Below are 14,725 nucleotides of genomic sequence, written 5' to 3'. Positions count from 1 at the left end.
TAAAACCAGAAAGAATTTTTCATCAGAAGTTAAACCAACAGCATCAAATCCTGTGGTAGAATCTTTGAAAACTTTATTGATACGATAGCCTTCGTAACCCAGGTCACTATAGTCATAGATCTTATCTACTTCTTTGCCTTTGTCCGTATCTGTCCAATCACGATAAGCGGTGTCTCTAGCCAAAATCTCAAAGGTTTGGTCGGTAGGAGGCGCACTTCCTAAAACAGTAATTTCTATTTGTTTACTGGTTTGTCCTGGGAAAAAGGAGAGGGTTCGTTTGACAACATTGTTAAAATCTTTTAATTGGTTAGGGTCTATTGAATTGGCACTTCCATCAAGGGTATAGTAATCAACGGTTATCGGTTTATCATAGGTTGAGGACAGTTTAACCTCGAAAATAACCTTCCCTGTGGGAGCATCAAACCACGCATTACTGACTGATATCGTTGGTTTAGGTGGAGAATCAGGTGTGGGTGGGAGTGCTGTGTAAGTGGCATCATCATATATATTTGGATATTTTGGATCTATTGGATTTGCTATCCATTGACCATTAATCCAGCTGGATTCAGATGTAGTTGAATCTCCATCTGAATCTATATACCAAACTTGGTTCGCAGTATGTCCACTAATAATACTATTTGAACTCCATGTACCCCTATTGTAAATACCACCACCTAAGTTGGCATTATTGTTAGTAAGAATGTTATTCGTTAATGTTAATGTACCCCCGTTGTAAATTCCCCCTCCTGCGCCAGCCGTATTACCAGATATTGTATTGTTAGTTAATGTTAATGTTCCCCTGTTGTCAATTCCCCCCCCATCATCAGCCGTATTACCTGTTATTGTACTATCAGTTAATGTTGATGTTCCCCTGTTGTGAATTCCCCCTCCATAAGTAGCCGTATTACCTGTTATTGTACTATCAGTTAATGTTAATGTTCCCCAAGGATTGTGAATTCCCCCTCCATAAGTAGCCGTATTACCTGTTATTGTACTATCAGTTAATGTTAATGTTCCCCCGTTTCTAATTCCCCCTCCAGAACTGTTAATTCCCCCTCCTCGATAAGTAGCCGTATTACCAGATATTGTAGTGTTGGTTAACGTTAATGTTTCATGGTTGTCAATTCCCCCCCCGAAATAAGTAGCCGTATTACCAGATATTGTACTGTTGGTTAATGTTAATGTTCCCCCCGATCTCAAGCTCGAGCTATGAATTCCCCCGCCAGAACCAGTAGCCGTATTACCAGATATTGTACTGTTGGTTAATGTTAATGTTCCCCCAGAGTTGTCAATTCCCCCCCCATAAATAGCCGTATTACCAGATATTGTACTGTCGGTTAATGTTAATGTTCCACTGTTGTCAATTCCCCCTCCAGAATAGCGAGTAGCCGTATTACCAGATATTGTACTGTTGGTTAATGTTAATGTTCCCCAGCTATTGTTGTAAATTCCCCCTCCACTAGTAGCCGTATTACCAGATATTGTACTGTTGGTTAATGTTAATGTTCCCCAGTAGTCGTTGTAAATTCCCCTTCCTGCTTTGTTGCTGATATAGAGATTATTTAATGTAACTCCAAGTTTACTAGAGTTGTATATAATAGAATTGTTATCATTCTGCCCAGAGATAGGACTAGCATTATTAACAATAGAAGCCAGTGCTGTTCCATCAGTTTCAATGGTAATCGTACCTTGTGTCTTCAAACTGCGATCGCCTGTTGTCGTATTATTAACATAAGTTAAAGCATAAGTTGTTCCTGATTGCAGCTTAATAATATAGGGAGTATTAGGACTTTTATTAGCAATTGCCACAGCATCCCGCAAAGATAAACCACTCCCAATAGTGGCACTTCCATCATTCTCATCTATAGTAGTATTGACAATTAAAGTAATTGGTGCTGTTTGTTCAACCCCTATAAATTGTCCCCCTAAATCAATAACAGAACGATCATCTTCTGCTTGAATATAAGTTAACTCAGCCTCAGTTAAATTAACCCCTCTCACCAGATGAGAAAATAATTCTCCCTCATCCCCCACCGTATCCACCCTATTAATTTGAGCATCCAAAAAATGCCCAATTTCTTCTAAAATCACCGCAACCAAAGCATCTGAACTAGCAGAAGCAAAAAAGCTTTCAGATAGATATATCTTATTGGTGCTAATCCCATAAGCGCCATTTGCACTACCTAAAAGACTGCTGTTGACAACCTCAATCTCAGGAAGTTGACTAAAATTTCGGCTTTTCCACTGCTGTCGTAATTGCGTCGCTTTAACCACATCATAACTTGCTCCAAAAGCGGTTTCTAAATTCGCCCAAAAACCATCAGATTGAGCGAAATTGAACAAAACATCGTCAACAGCAGGAAGGCTCGGCAAAAGGGTAGAAGTCATGACATTAACTGCAAAAGTTTATTGCCAACAGTTTTAGCCCAACAATCCCGAATTTTTCAAGGTTTCCATAACATAAATTTACAGAAAACGGGTTTTTTCGAGAAACCCGTTTTCTCGATAGGGTTTAAAGATAAATGGGTGGGCAGTGCAGCGGCCTAGGGTTCTGATAAAATATGAAGTGTAACTGGATTAGGCATCGTCCCTGATTGCCGATGCTGACTGGGGATAACTGCCATGGGTTCTACTACTTAGAAAAAAATTATCAAGTTTGTGTTGATCACTCAAGGAGAAATTTTTATGGAAATATCTCGCCCTAATCAAGCAGAATTAACCGCCGAAGAACAACAGGAACTAGAAAAGTTGCGGGCTATTATAGAACAGGCTAGTGTTGATGGCGTGATCACTCAAGGGGAAAGGGAAAGAATCGCCCTAGCTATGAGGTCTGATGGTAAAGTGACCCTAGAAGAATTAGAGTTAGTCAGAACTTTAATTACCGAAAAAGTGAGCAAAGGGGAATTAGTTCTTGATTATCTTTAAACTCTGAAAAATCAGATAAAAAAAGACGGGGTGAAAACCCCGTCCTATTTGTCAATAATTATGACAAATCCTTGACTTGTGATACTAATTGTGCTACCACATCTTGAGCGCTACCAAAGAGCATAAAGGTTTTGGGATTGTAGAATAATTCGTTTTCTACCCCCGCAAAACCCGATCGCATACTGCGCTTAATCACGATCGTGTGCTGTGCCTTATCCACGTCGAGAATCGGCATTCCATAAATCGGACTAGCCTTATCGTGACGGGCAGCGGGATTAACCACATCATTCGCCCCAATAATTAACGCCACATCGACGCGCTCAAACTCAGGATTAATATCATCCATATCGTAGAGTTGCGGATAGGGAACATTAGCTTCGGCCAATAATACATTCATGTGACCTGGCATTCTTCCGGCCACGGGGTGAATAGCATATTTAACCTCAACGCCATTTTTTTCCAACTGTTCGGCCAATTCTCGCACTGCGTGTTGTGCTTGGGCCACCGCCATGCCGTAACCGGGTACAATCACCACAGAACGCGCATAACCGAGCATCATCGCCCCTTCTTCTGAATCAATAGCATGAACCGATTTATCAAGGCTAGAAGTGGCGCTCGCTTCGCCCCCAGCACTAGCACCTGTACCAAATGCCCCAAATAGTACACTAGCCAGCGATCGATTCATGGCTTTACACATGATCTGAGTCAGGATAATCCCCGACGCACCCACCAAAGCACCAGCGATGATCAGCATACTATTCATCAGGATAAAACCGACTACGCTGGCGGCAAGTCCCGAAAAAGAGTTTAAGAGGGAGATAACCACAGGCATATCGCCGCCGCCGATGGGAAGCACGAATAAAGCCCCGAAAATTAAGGAAAGTGCCACCAAGGTCAGGAAAACATCGATCGAGGTGGGATCGAAAAAGAGATAGACACTACCCCCTAAAAAGGTGAGTAGCAAGAGAATGTTAAAGGGTTGTTGGAAAGGAAAAGTTACGGGGGCGCCACTGATTAATTCCTGTAATTTGGCAAAAGCGAGGACACTACCGGTAAAAGTGACACCGCCGATCAATATACCCAAAATAGCGATCAGTATCGAGTCAAAGGCAATATTTTCACCACTTTGCAGTAAACGCCAGTATTCGCCCATGGCAATTAAAGCACTGGCAGCACCGCCTAAACCGTTAAAAATCGCCACCATTTGGGGCATAGCTGTCATCGGGACTTTTTGCGCCGAAACTAGGCCGATAATTGAGCCAATCACCAACGCCACGGCGATTAAACCATAGCTGAGGATTTCTTGATTGATTAAGGTGGCAATAATGGCGATTAGCATCCCGATGGCAGCCAGAAAATTGCCTTGACGGGCGGTAGCGGGGGAAGATAATTGTTTAAGACCGATGATAAATAAAATGGCGGCGAGTAGATAGGATAACTCGATCCCTGTGATAAGGGCATTATTCATGATTTAGCCTCTTTTTTCTTGAACATTTGCAGCATTCGATCGGTAACGACAAAACCACCGACCACGTTAACCATCGCCAAAATAACGGCAATTAACCCTAAAATTACGGTTAATTCGTGCCAATCCGTGCCTCCGGCGATGAGGAGCGCACCGACAACGGCGATACCTGAAATTGCATTCGCTCCCGACATCAGGGGTGTATGGAGAGTGGGAGGAACTTTATTGATCACCTCGAAACCGACAAAGGAAGCGAGGACAAATACCACTAAAGCGGTTAAAAGTTGGGCAGTCATTGGTTAATTAAAAAGGGGATAGGGGATAGGGATTGGGAAGTGGGGTGTGGGGTGTGGGGTGTGGGGTGTGGGGTGTGGGGAGAATACTGCCTCCTGACTCCTGACTCCTGCCTCCTGAATCCTGATAGCTAAAAAGCGGATAACTGTTCACTGAGGGCGGATTTAATGCGTTGGTTGCGGATTTCGCCGGCGTGGGTGACACAGGCACTATCAATGATGTCATCGGCAAAATCGAGGTTTAAACTGCCCTCTTTGCTGACTAGAAGCTGTAGCAGCATTTGCAGGTTTTTGGCGTACATCTGGCTGGCATTGGTGGCCACTGTGGCAGGAAGATTAACGGCTCCGACGATTTTTACCCCATTTTCGATGATTTCTCGTCCCGGTTGGGTGTAGGCGCAATTTCCGCCCTGTTCCGCCGCTAAATCAACGATTACCGACCCCGCTTTCATGGTGGCGATCATTTCTTTGGTGACTAGCAGCGGGGCCTGTTTCCCCGGTACTTGGGCGGTGGTGATCACCACATCAGCCCGCTTAATTGGTTCCGTTAGGGCTTGACAAATGCGCTCCTGTGTGCTAAGAGAAACCTCTTTGGCATAACCGTTATCGGCGACGGTATCTTCTTCTAGGGGCATTTCAATAAATTTCGCCCCGACACTCTGTACTTCTTCTTTGACTTGGGGACGAATATCAAAAGCCTCCACCACTGCCCCCAAACGGCGGGCGGTAGCGCAAGCTTGCAATCCGGCAACTCCTGCCCCCAATACCAGCACTTTGGCGGGGGCGATCGTACCGGCGGCGGTAGTCATCATCGGGAACATTTTCGGCAGCTCAACGGCGGCGAGGAGTACCGCTTTGTAACCGGCGAGGTTAGCCTGAGAGGAGAGGGCATCCATACTCTGGGCGCGACTACTGCGGGGAATTAATTCCATGCTCAAAGCGGTGATCCCGCGCTCGGCTAATTTGGCAATGCGCCGGGGTTGCCGCAGGGGATCGAGAAAGCCGATGAGAATACCACCATTTTTGAGGCGATCGATCTCGCTATCGCTAGGAGGGACGACTTTGAGAATAATATCAGCAGTTTCATAGATATATTCGCTGTTTTCGCTCAGGGCGGCTCCCACGGCACTATAGGCACTATCGGCAAAGTTAGCGCTAATTCCCGCCCCATTTTGGACCATTACCTCAAATCCCGCCTTGACTAAACGGGCGACGGTATCCGGCACTAGCGCCACCCGCGCCTCGCCTTGGTCACTTTCTTTGATTACGCCGATTTTCATGGCTGGGTTTCTCCTTAATAAGTCCTTCTCTTGTCTTATGCTGTTGGGGTAAGGGTTTCGTTAAATGCGATCGATCCCTTGGGATAATTTCGAGTCAAAATTGCTTTTCACTTCCATCCTAGCTATCCTCACCTTTCTGGCTCTTTTTCGGGCTGAATCTTAGGATTATCTTCAGAATTAAAGGGTTTTGAGCGGCATTGTTTGGGATTTTTTTCTAATGATGAGGTACGAAGTTTTCGTTCTGGGGAACCCCGAAACGGTTAACATTAGACAGTCTTCGGTCTTAGATACCAGATCAGGCTATACTTCATATTGATGAGAAGGGCTGTAATACGTCTCGACAATCTCAAAGTTTTACAGTTCTTTTAACTTCGATCGCAATTCCGCTAATTCTGCATCTACTGCTGAATCCCTGACGGTAGGTGGATAGGCAGTTTTACCCAGTAACATTTGTGCTTTTAGCAGTGCTAATTCATCCTCCACATCGCTACCTGATTCTAGTGGATCGATGTCAACCAATTCACCGTCAGCTTGACTATTGGATTCTAACCGCATAAATTTTGCTTCCATGCGCTCAAAAGCTGAATGGTAAATAGTATCTATACTGCCGATACTTTTTTCGTTAATCTTTCTTTCTAAAATCGGCAATTTTTCTTTCAGTTTATCAACTTGGATATTCAGTTTTTCCAGTTGATTTTTAATAATATTTGCGGTATTAATGTGATGTTTTTTCTTTATATTAGCTTCTTGTGCCAGAGACTCATCACCTTTATCTAGAGCGAGTTTAACTCTTTTTTCCCATTTTAAAACCTCAGCTTGTGCTTGGTTGTACTGTTGTTCGGCTCTTTTTTGTAAGGCAATTACTTCGATAATTGAGGAACGTCAATTAGATAAATCATCCCGCATAATAGTGATGGTTAATTATGACTAGCAATTAATATTCCCTATCTGAACAACAAACTCAATAAATAGAGACGTACCGTAGATAGTACGTCTCGACGCTCTCAAAGTTTTACATTTCTTTTAACTTCGATCGCAATTCCTCTAATTCCGCATCCACTGCCGAATCCCTGACGGTGGTTGCTTGGGGTAAAGTGGGTTGACTAGAAGCTGTACCGGGTAATGCTCCCCCGGACATTTGTGCTTTCAGCATTGCTAATTCATCATCCACATCGCTACCCGATTCTAGTTTAGCGAATTCCTCTTCGATGCCCGTCTGAGTGATTTCAGCGTAAGCTTGACTACTAGCTTCTAACTGCATAACTTTTTCTTCCATGCGCTCAAAAGCAGCCACGGAACTACTGGTATTGATACTGCCGAGGGTTTTTTGGACTTGTTCGTTAGCTTTTGCGGCTCTGGAGCGAGCTACTAACATATTTTTCTTGGTTTTTGCCTCAGAAATCTTACTTTCGAGCGCGATCAAGTTTTTTCTCAGACTATCTACCTGTACCGTTTGCTGATCCAGTTGATTTTTGAGAATGGCGGCGGTTTCCGTGCAATCTTTCTTGCGTTTAAGCGCTTCCCGAGCGAGAGTTTCATCCCCTTTAGAAAGGGCTAATTTGGCTCTTTGTTCCCATTTATTGGCTTCTGACTGGTCTTTACTGTATTTTTGTTCCGTTTGTCGTTGTTCAGCGATCGCTCTAGCAACCGCTTGACGTACCTGTACTAGATCCTCTTGCATATCACTGACAGCTTGTTCCAGCATTTTTTCTGGATCTTCAGCCTTGCTCACCATATCATTGAGGTTAGCTCGGACAACTCGGCTAAGGCGATCGAATAAACCCATGACGCTCTTGTTCCTCTCGGTGTGTACTAAATCAGTTAACTGTTCTTAAAATTTCCCATCTTGCCTAACGGCTTATTCTTTAATATAAACCACGAGAGCTAGGATAGGGGATAGGAGTTAGGAGTCAACAGTCAGGAGTCAGGAGACAGCTTTTTTTCCCCACACCCTACACCCCACTTCATAACTCATAATTCATAATTTATAATTCCCTATCACCCATCCAAGTTTTCTTGTTTTAACTTGAGTAATTCGGCTTCAATTTGTTTTTGTCCCTCCAAATCTTGGAATTGTCGCTCCAAGGGGTCTTTATACTGGATTAAATCGGCTTGGGATTCCGCTTCTAGGACTTTTGCTTCTAATTTCTCGAAAATAGTCCCCATCTGACTGCTGTTCAAACTGCCCATAATTTCTTGGGCTTTTTGACTGGCGCTCGCCGATCGCAATCTGGCCACATAAAGGCTTTTCTGTGCTTTCATCTCAGCATATTTGCGTTCAATTGTCAAGAGTTCTTTCTTTAATTTTTGTATAATAGCCGTCTGTTGTTGCAGGGAGATTTGTAGGGGGGCGATCTGACTTTGATAGGTTTGCCATTGGCTGAGAGCTTGGCGGGCGAGTTCCTCGTTACCGTGATCTAGGGCTAATTGGGCGCGTTCGTGCCAAGTTTGAGCGGCTTTTTCCTGTTGTTGTCGTTGGCGCTCGGTACGTTTCTGGGTAGCGACGGCTGCCGCCAGGGCTTGTCGCATTTGCATCAATTCCCCTTCCATCTCCAAGATCGCCTTTTCCAGCAGTTTTTCGGGATCTTGATTTTCCTGAATCAGACTATTGACTTGGGCGCGAATTGCTTGGCCCATGCGATCTAACAAACCCATTGCCGTCCTCCCGATACCAACCCTAATAGTTTACCGAAGTGCCGCTCCTATCAATAATGATAGAACTAGGGGCGGGGGACTGGGGGGGATCGGCTGTTTCTGAAGGTGGCGGACTACTGGGAGAAGGGGGTACTTGTAATTCTGGCGGTAACTGTTTCATTAACTCCGCCGCATCCTGTGGGTTTTGATTGGCCAAGCGACGGGCTTTTTCCCGTTGAAAAAAGGGTAAATTAGCGGGTGATTCTTCTCTTTGACGCAATTCCTCTAACATTCGTTCGTTAATGATCGCGGTCGAGGGGGCGGGGGTGACTTGGGGCGGTGGTGGCGGTGGTGCGGAAACTAGGGAAGATACGGGCGGGGTACTGGGGTCCGGGGGGGAGACGGGTAAAGATTGCTCGATCTTACTGACGGGTAATTGATGGGCCGGCATCAGGGACGGTGGCGGATTCGGGGGTAAGAGGGCATTAGTCGGATTGATAGCGGTGGGGGGACTCTGAACCACTGGTGGGGCGGTAATATTAGTTATCGGGCTAGTTTTAACTGGAGGAGCGGGAATATTAACGCTCAGACTGGTTTGAGGAGTTTTCTGTACTGGACGAGCGATCGCTATCAATCGATCGAGGTGGCGGGAGTTATTTTGGTGCTGCTCGCGGGGGGAATTCTCAGCTTTCCTCGGGGTGGGGGTAGTATTGGTTAACCATTGATTGAGACCGAGGAGACTATTAGCAATTAAAAAGATCACCATTGCCCGGATACCCCAAGGGGTAAAAAAGGCATCTTTAGCTGGGGGATAGACGTTAATGACAGCAGCTTCCAGATATTCTGGTTTCTGAGCGGGATCGATGGCTGAACTGGGTTGATGGACGATCGAGAGAGGCAAATCTTGGGAGGATGGGGATCGATCGGATTTCATGGCAGATATCCAGGGCGGGGGTATTAAAGGTTATGCTGAAAGGTTAGCGGGTTTTTTCGTCCTAGTCTAACGTGGTATTCCCCAGATTTTCCCTATGTCTTTAGATTCTCTTGACAAAATTTTGGCGGCTATTACTCAACAGGCGGGTTGGGAAGAATATCGCCACTACGATCAAGTGCTGCAATTATGGGCAAAAATTGTTAATCCCCGTCTGCTGGAGCAAACCCGGCCTTTTTCCCTGAGTCGTGGGGTTTTATCGGTGGCTACCAGTAGCGCCGCTTTAGCACAGGAATTGTCTTTACAACGCTATAGCTTATTAAAACGGCTTAATAGTCAGTTAGAGACTCCCCTGAGCGATATCCGCTTTTCTGCCGCCCGTTGGCAGCAAGATAGTCAGTTAATTCCTCTAGAAGCGATCGCGCCTAATTCCCTCAGAGATCATCCTAGCTATGTCACCCCGGAAAAACCGCCAGAAAATCCCCAGCAACTGGACGGTTTAGAGAGTTGGAGCCAGAAAATACTTCAGAGAAATCGAGCCTGGCCGATTTGTCCTCGTTGTCAGTCTCCCAGTCCCTCCGGAGAGCTTGAGCGTTGGCAATGTTGTGCTTTTTGTTTTGCCCAGTCGGGCGGAGTAAAAGATGCAATTTTTTAATAGTATTGTGGAAAGAGTGCTTTTGAGTCGGGAATCAATAGGCCGATCTTTTCTGTCTTAATTGAACCTGTATTCATCAATTCTATCGAGCTAAGGCTTGATCCCCGTTCTGTTATTGCTGATACTAGACCCAATAACCTCGGCCACAACTGAGTTTAACTCTTCAGTTTTGAGACAGTGCTGCTTTTTGCAAAGTAACTATTAAAAGATTCTAAAAATAAAATTTTTTTTGGGGATCACTAGAAACTATATGGCATATCAGTTCTAGCTATGCTAGTCAGGAAAATACCCTTGGCGCAGGGTAGGACAATATTACACAGAGCGAAAAGAGAGTCATCCTTTGAGTTCCTTATAATCATCTTCCTTTTAAAGCCAACCCATGCAAGCCGCAAACTTTCTTACTTCTTCCTGTCGATACTGCCGATACTATCAAACCCAAGGTCGGCGCGGTGGCACTTGTCAACAACTAGATGTTCCCGTCGAAGCTCATTGGAAAGCCTGCGCTCTAGCGATGCCTCCTTTTAGCACTGAATGGCAACAACTCAATCGGGTGGTTAGTTTAGAACAGTCTCTAGAATTAACCTGTACAGTGTCGCCAACTCCCGTGGTGGTTTCCCCTAGTCGTCATGCTCCCCGACAACCGATCGCGGTTTAGAAGATCTGGGGCCTAAACAGAGGCAAAAAATTGGCGTTGTCCATTAAAAATATGAATTCACCCTCCCACATCTTTTAGAGTGCTATTTTTGAGATAATAGATGAGTTAATTGCAAAGATAAAGCTAGGAAAGGCGAGAGGCAGCAGTCAGGAGTCGGCCGTCAGGATTCAGGAGATTATTTTTATTTATTCTCCCCTTCTCCCCCGCAACGGCTCGACTGAGCTTCGCCGAACGTCCGAAGTCTTCGCCGAACGTCTGAACGTCGCGCAGGAACTGGTCTCCCCACTACCATCTCTCCAATTTATAATTCATAATTCATAATTCATAATTCCCACTTCCCGATAATTAATGTCGCCAGAATGCCCCTGATGACTTCTCATCGTCCCCTAAAAATTGGTATAGTTGGCACAGGGTTCGCCGCTCAACGTCGTGCTGAAAGCTTGCAAGCGGATGATCGCGCCCAGCTTCTGTATGTTAGCGGTAATAGTGCCGAATCGATCGCTAATTTCTCGCAAAAATACCAAATTTCTGCCCTAGATTCGGCACTAAGCCTGGCCAGCCATCCCGATCTCGATCTGATTGTCGTTGCCAACGTTAATCAGGCCCATGCCTCGATCGCCCGTACTGCCTTAAAATCCGGTAAGCACGTTATCGTCGAGTATCCCCTGGCTTTTCACCCGAAAGAGGCAGCAGAATTAATCACCCTAGCCGAAACCGAGAACAAATTACTGCACGTCGAACATATTGAACTTTTGGGGGGACTGCATCAAACCCAACAGCAATATTTAGCCAGCCTCGGTAATATCCACCTAGCCCGTTATACCACGATCGTCCCTGGCAGACCGGCGCCCCGGCGCTGGACATTTCATCGGGATTTATTCGGTTTTCCTTTGATTGCAGCCCTTTCTCGTATCCATCGCTTTACTAATTTATTTGGGGAAGTGGAGTCCGTGTCCTGTCATTGTCGTTATTGGAATGCCCCGGAATCCGATTATTTTCTGGCCTGTTTGTGTGAGGCGCAGTTATTATTTAAAAATGGCTTAATTGCTGAAGTTACCTACGGCAAAGGCGAAGTTTTTTGGCAAAATGAGCGAACTTTCACTATTCATGGCGAGGCGGGCAGCTTAATTTTTGAAGGGGAAACAGGGCAGTTAATTAATAGTGAAGGTAGCCAAGCTTTAGAAGTGGAAACCCGTCGCGGTCTTTTTGCCAAAGATACCGCCATGGTAATAGATTATCTGTTCGATCGGGTTCCTCTCTATGTTACTCCCCAAGCCAGTCTTTATGCCCTAGAAGTGGCATACGCTGCCTATCAATCTTCTTTGTCGGGAAAAACAGTTTTTCTCGCGGACAATTAAACCGACTTAGACTTTTTGAATTAACTTTCTGCCTAGTAAACCCTGGGGACGAACTAACAACATAATAAAGAGAATAGCAAAAGCGATCGCCTCTCGATAACCGGAATATTCTGCGGGAACAAAAGCTTCGGCAATACCCAATAATAAACCACCGATTACCGCTCCGGGGATACTTCCCAACCCCCCTAAAACAATCACTCCTAAACCTTTTAATCCGAAAGCAATACCGAAATAGGGGCCAGCGATACTAACACTAGAACCGACTAAAGTTCCTGCTAAACCTGCCAAGGCACCACTAATAAAAAAGGTAATCACGATAAATTTTTCGGGATTGATCCCCAACAAACTGGCCGTGGTGACATCTTCAGCTACCGCTTGTAAAGCTTTGCCCATTTTGGTAAAATTAACCCAATAAGTTAGTAAAGCTACCATCACTGCTGAAACCAGAAAAATAATAATCTGAATTGTGCGAATTGCCACGGGGCGCTCGGCCGTACCGAAATTAATTGCGGGGGGAAGATTGCCATAAATCCCATCGGGAAAAGTATAAATTTCTGCCCCGAATAAGTATTGAATAACATTGACAATCACCACGGCTGCCCCTAGGCTAGAAACCAAAGTTAAGAGAGAATCAGAACCCCGTACCCGGAGAGGTTTAAAGGCCAATCTTTCCAGAAGAACCGAGGTGAAACCTGAAAGGATACAGCCTAGCAAGAGTGCTAAAAAAAAGGGTAAGGAAAAGGGTAATTTGGCATTAGCTAATAAACCATTAAAACCGAAAACTCCCCCCGCTAGAGCGTAGGTAAAATAGGCACCGAGGGTAAAAATTGCGCCATGGGCAAAATTGATAATCCCTAAAATGGAAAAAATCAAAGTGTAACCGAGGGCAAAAATAGCATAGACACTACCGATCGATAAACCGTTTAAAACCTGTTGAAAAATTGTTACTAGATCCATTGTCAGGGTTAGCTAGGGTAACTTTTGATTATAACCGACGGTTGCCACCACATCCGGTAAAGGACGCTGGAGTTTATATAACCAGAATAAACCGAAAAGACCAACAGCGATCGCTCCTAAACTAATTATTTGCGCCATTTTCAGCGGCCCAAACATTAAACTATCGGTGCGTAGTCCCTCGATCCAGAATCTACCTAGACTGTAGGCGATAAAATAGACTAGGGTAAGGGTGCCAATTTTTAATTTACTGGGGTGTTTTAAACCCCAGAAAAACAGATAGATGAGTAGGGCAAAAACTGCCAGATTCCAGAGAGATTCGTAGAGAAAGGTGGGGTGAAAATAATCGACGGCGATATATTCTAAAGGACGACTAGCCGGAGGAATAAACAACCGCCAGGGTAAATTAGTCGGACTGCCAAAAGCTTCCGAATTAAAAAAGTTACCCCAACGTCCGATCGCTTGACCGAGAATAACTGAAGGGGCTACCAGATCGAGTAATTGCCAAAGAGAAACCCGATTAATGCGGGCAAAGATTAGGGCCGCCAGCAAACCCCCGATAATTGCCCCGTGAATAGCGATACCTCCCTTCCAAATGGCGATAATATCAGCAGGATTTGGCGCGTATTCTTGCCACTGAAAGAGAACATAGTACAGACGGGCTGCAGGTATAGCCCCCACTACTAACCAAATGGCCAAATCAGCGATTAAATCCGGATCGATCGCTCTTTTTTGGGCGAGGTACTGGGAGAGAGTGACACCCAATAATACCGCCATAGCGATGAGAAATCCATACCAGCGCACCGAAATCGGTCCGATCTCCCAGAGGACGGGGCCAGGAGACTGAAAGACAAAACCTAAGAGCATAAAATTATTAAGAATAAAAAATTTTATCTTTCCTATAGTATCTTATGTTATGATCAGATACAGTCCTATATTTGCGGATGTGGCGGAATTGGTAGACGCGCTAGATTTAGGTTCTAGTATCTTTTCGATGTGTGGGTTCGAGTCCCTCCATCCGCATTAACCCCGGGGTCGATGAAGTGTAACCTAATTTGGTGTTGACGACCGACGACCCAAGAGGGAAAACTTGTTGATTTCCATTGTTGAGACTCCGATTCGGGAGATTGGTATGAGATTTAACGTCGAAAAATCTTCCTTTTATTTTTTCAGCTGACTTCTTACCCAATTCCGAAACGCTTTTACTAACTCTAGGTAATCCAATGTTTCAGCTTGTTGTAAAAATATATAGCAGTTTTCATCAGAATGAGGTATGGGCAAGGGGCTTAAACCCCTTGTTGGCAAAACTTGTCGATACCTCAGTAACGTGAAAAGCGCTATAGATGGCTTTCGTAGGGAGAAACTTGAAGCAACAAAGGTAAAACATCGTCAGAAAAAGCTGGACTGGAAAGCACTGTCAAAAGATGTCTAAGAAAATCCCGAGGCAAGATTAAGAGACAGAGCCGAGAAGTTTGGAGTGAGACCAAGTGCCATTTGCTATGCCTTAAAAAAAATGAAAGTTACCAGAAAAAAGAAGGAACTTCGTTATAGAGAAAGAAACCGAGAAGAAAGAAT

The 14,725-nt window shown here is 44.9% G+C and carries 14 protein-coding genes, 1 tRNA gene and 1 pseudogene; 6 read left to right on the top strand and 10 right to left on the bottom strand.

Annotation, left to right across the window (positions count from 1 at the left end; all coding sequences use genetic code 11):
- Positions 1-2,388 (bottom strand): right-handed parallel beta-helix repeat-containing protein (locus IM475_RS17765; RefSeq protein ID WP_287728578.1); only part of this gene is annotated, 2,388 nt, incomplete at its 3' end.
- A gap of 297 nt (positions 2,389-2,685) precedes the next feature.
- Between IM475_RS17765 and IM475_RS17760 the strand changes: the two genes are divergently transcribed.
- Positions 2,686-2,925: a hypothetical protein gene (locus tag IM475_RS17760; protein ID WP_002757689.1), complete on the top strand. Its 240-nt coding sequence runs from the start codon at positions 2,686-2,688 to the stop codon at positions 2,923-2,925.
- A 58-nt stretch (positions 2,926-2,983) separates the two neighbouring features.
- Here IM475_RS17760 and IM475_RS17755 read toward each other — a convergent pair whose 3' ends face one another.
- The 7 genes from IM475_RS17755 to IM475_RS17725 form a co-directional block, all read right to left on the bottom strand.
- Complete coding sequence (locus IM475_RS17755) at positions 2,984-4,393, bottom strand: NAD(P)(+) transhydrogenase (Re/Si-specific) subunit beta (protein WP_002801273.1); 1,410 nt, start codon at positions 4,391-4,393, stop codon at positions 2,984-2,986.
- On the bottom strand, positions 4,390-4,686 hold the full coding sequence (locus tag IM475_RS17750) for an NAD(P) transhydrogenase subunit alpha part 2 (protein WP_002733247.1): 297 nt from the start codon (positions 4,684-4,686) through the stop codon (positions 4,390-4,392). Before IM475_RS17750 ends, IM475_RS17755 begins: the two co-directional genes overlap by 4 nt.
- Before the next feature lie 128 nt (positions 4,687-4,814).
- Entirely contained in the window at positions 4,815-5,963 is a 1,149-nt protein-coding gene (locus IM475_RS17745) for a Re/Si-specific NAD(P)(+) transhydrogenase subunit alpha (protein ID WP_002801274.1), read from the bottom strand.
- A gap of 354 nt (positions 5,964-6,317) precedes the next feature.
- Positions 6,318-6,833 carry a PspA/IM30 family protein gene (locus IM475_RS17740; RefSeq protein ID WP_287728580.1) on the bottom strand — a complete coding sequence of 172 codons (516 nt, stop codon included), beginning with the start codon at positions 6,831-6,833 and terminating at the stop codon, positions 6,318-6,320.
- Between the two features lie 142 nt (positions 6,834-6,975).
- Positions 6,976-7,749: a PspA/IM30 family protein gene (locus IM475_RS17735; protein WP_287728576.1), complete on the bottom strand. Its 774-nt coding sequence runs from the start codon at positions 7,747-7,749 to the stop codon at positions 6,976-6,978.
- A 212-nt stretch (positions 7,750-7,961) separates the two neighbouring features.
- On the bottom strand, positions 7,962-8,618 hold the full coding sequence (locus IM475_RS17730; protein ID WP_287728574.1) for a PspA/IM30 family protein: 657 nt from the start codon (positions 8,616-8,618) through the stop codon (positions 7,962-7,964).
- 22 nt (positions 8,619-8,640) lie between these two features.
- Positions 8,641-9,531, bottom strand: a complete 891-nt coding sequence (locus IM475_RS17725) for a hypothetical protein (RefSeq protein WP_287728572.1) — start codon at positions 9,529-9,531, stop codon at positions 8,641-8,643.
- Between the two features lie 94 nt (positions 9,532-9,625).
- On the opposite strand from IM475_RS17725, the gene IM475_RS17720 reads away from it, so the two are divergent.
- From IM475_RS17720 to IM475_RS17710, 3 genes are all read left to right on the top strand, one after another.
- Positions 9,626-10,183: a DciA family protein gene (locus IM475_RS17720; protein WP_287728571.1), complete on the top strand. Its 558-nt coding sequence runs from the start codon at positions 9,626-9,628 to the stop codon at positions 10,181-10,183.
- Between the two features lie 379 nt (positions 10,184-10,562).
- Positions 10,563-10,838, top strand: coding sequence for a hypothetical protein (locus tag IM475_RS17715; RefSeq protein ID WP_045356513.1), 276 nt, complete (start codon positions 10,563-10,565; stop codon positions 10,836-10,838).
- A 359-nt stretch (positions 10,839-11,197) separates the two neighbouring features.
- Complete coding sequence (locus tag IM475_RS17710) at positions 11,198-12,196, top strand: Gfo/Idh/MocA family protein (RefSeq protein ID WP_287728570.1); 999 nt, start codon at positions 11,198-11,200, stop codon at positions 12,194-12,196.
- A gap of 6 nt (positions 12,197-12,202) precedes the next feature.
- Here the strand turns inward: IM475_RS17710 and IM475_RS17705 are convergent, their stop codons facing one another.
- Positions 12,203-13,153, bottom strand: a complete 951-nt coding sequence (locus tag IM475_RS17705; protein ID WP_287658342.1) for a branched-chain amino acid ABC transporter permease — start codon at positions 13,151-13,153, stop codon at positions 12,203-12,205.
- A 12-nt stretch (positions 13,154-13,165) separates the two neighbouring features.
- On the bottom strand, positions 13,166-14,017 hold the full coding sequence (lgt, locus tag IM475_RS17700) for a prolipoprotein diacylglyceryl transferase (RefSeq protein WP_287658341.1): 852 nt from the start codon (positions 14,015-14,017) through the stop codon (positions 13,166-13,168).
- 73 nt (positions 14,018-14,090) lie between these two features.
- On the opposite strand from lgt, the gene IM475_RS17695 reads away from it, so the two are divergent.
- Positions 14,091-14,173: transfer RNA gene (locus IM475_RS17695), tRNA-Leu, on the top strand.
- Positions 14,174-14,488: 315 nt separating this feature from the next.
- A pseudogene (locus IM475_RS17690) lies at positions 14,489-14,725 on the top strand (IS630 transposase-related protein); the annotation flags it as partial.

Origin of the sequence: Microcystis sp. M061S2 (assembly GCF_020245605.1) — a bacterium.
Classification (GTDB): domain Bacteria; phylum Cyanobacteriota; class Cyanobacteriia; order Cyanobacteriales; family Microcystaceae; genus Microcystis.
Note: the sequence above shows the minus strand (reverse complement) of the source record. Positions and strands in the feature narration are given on the sequence as shown.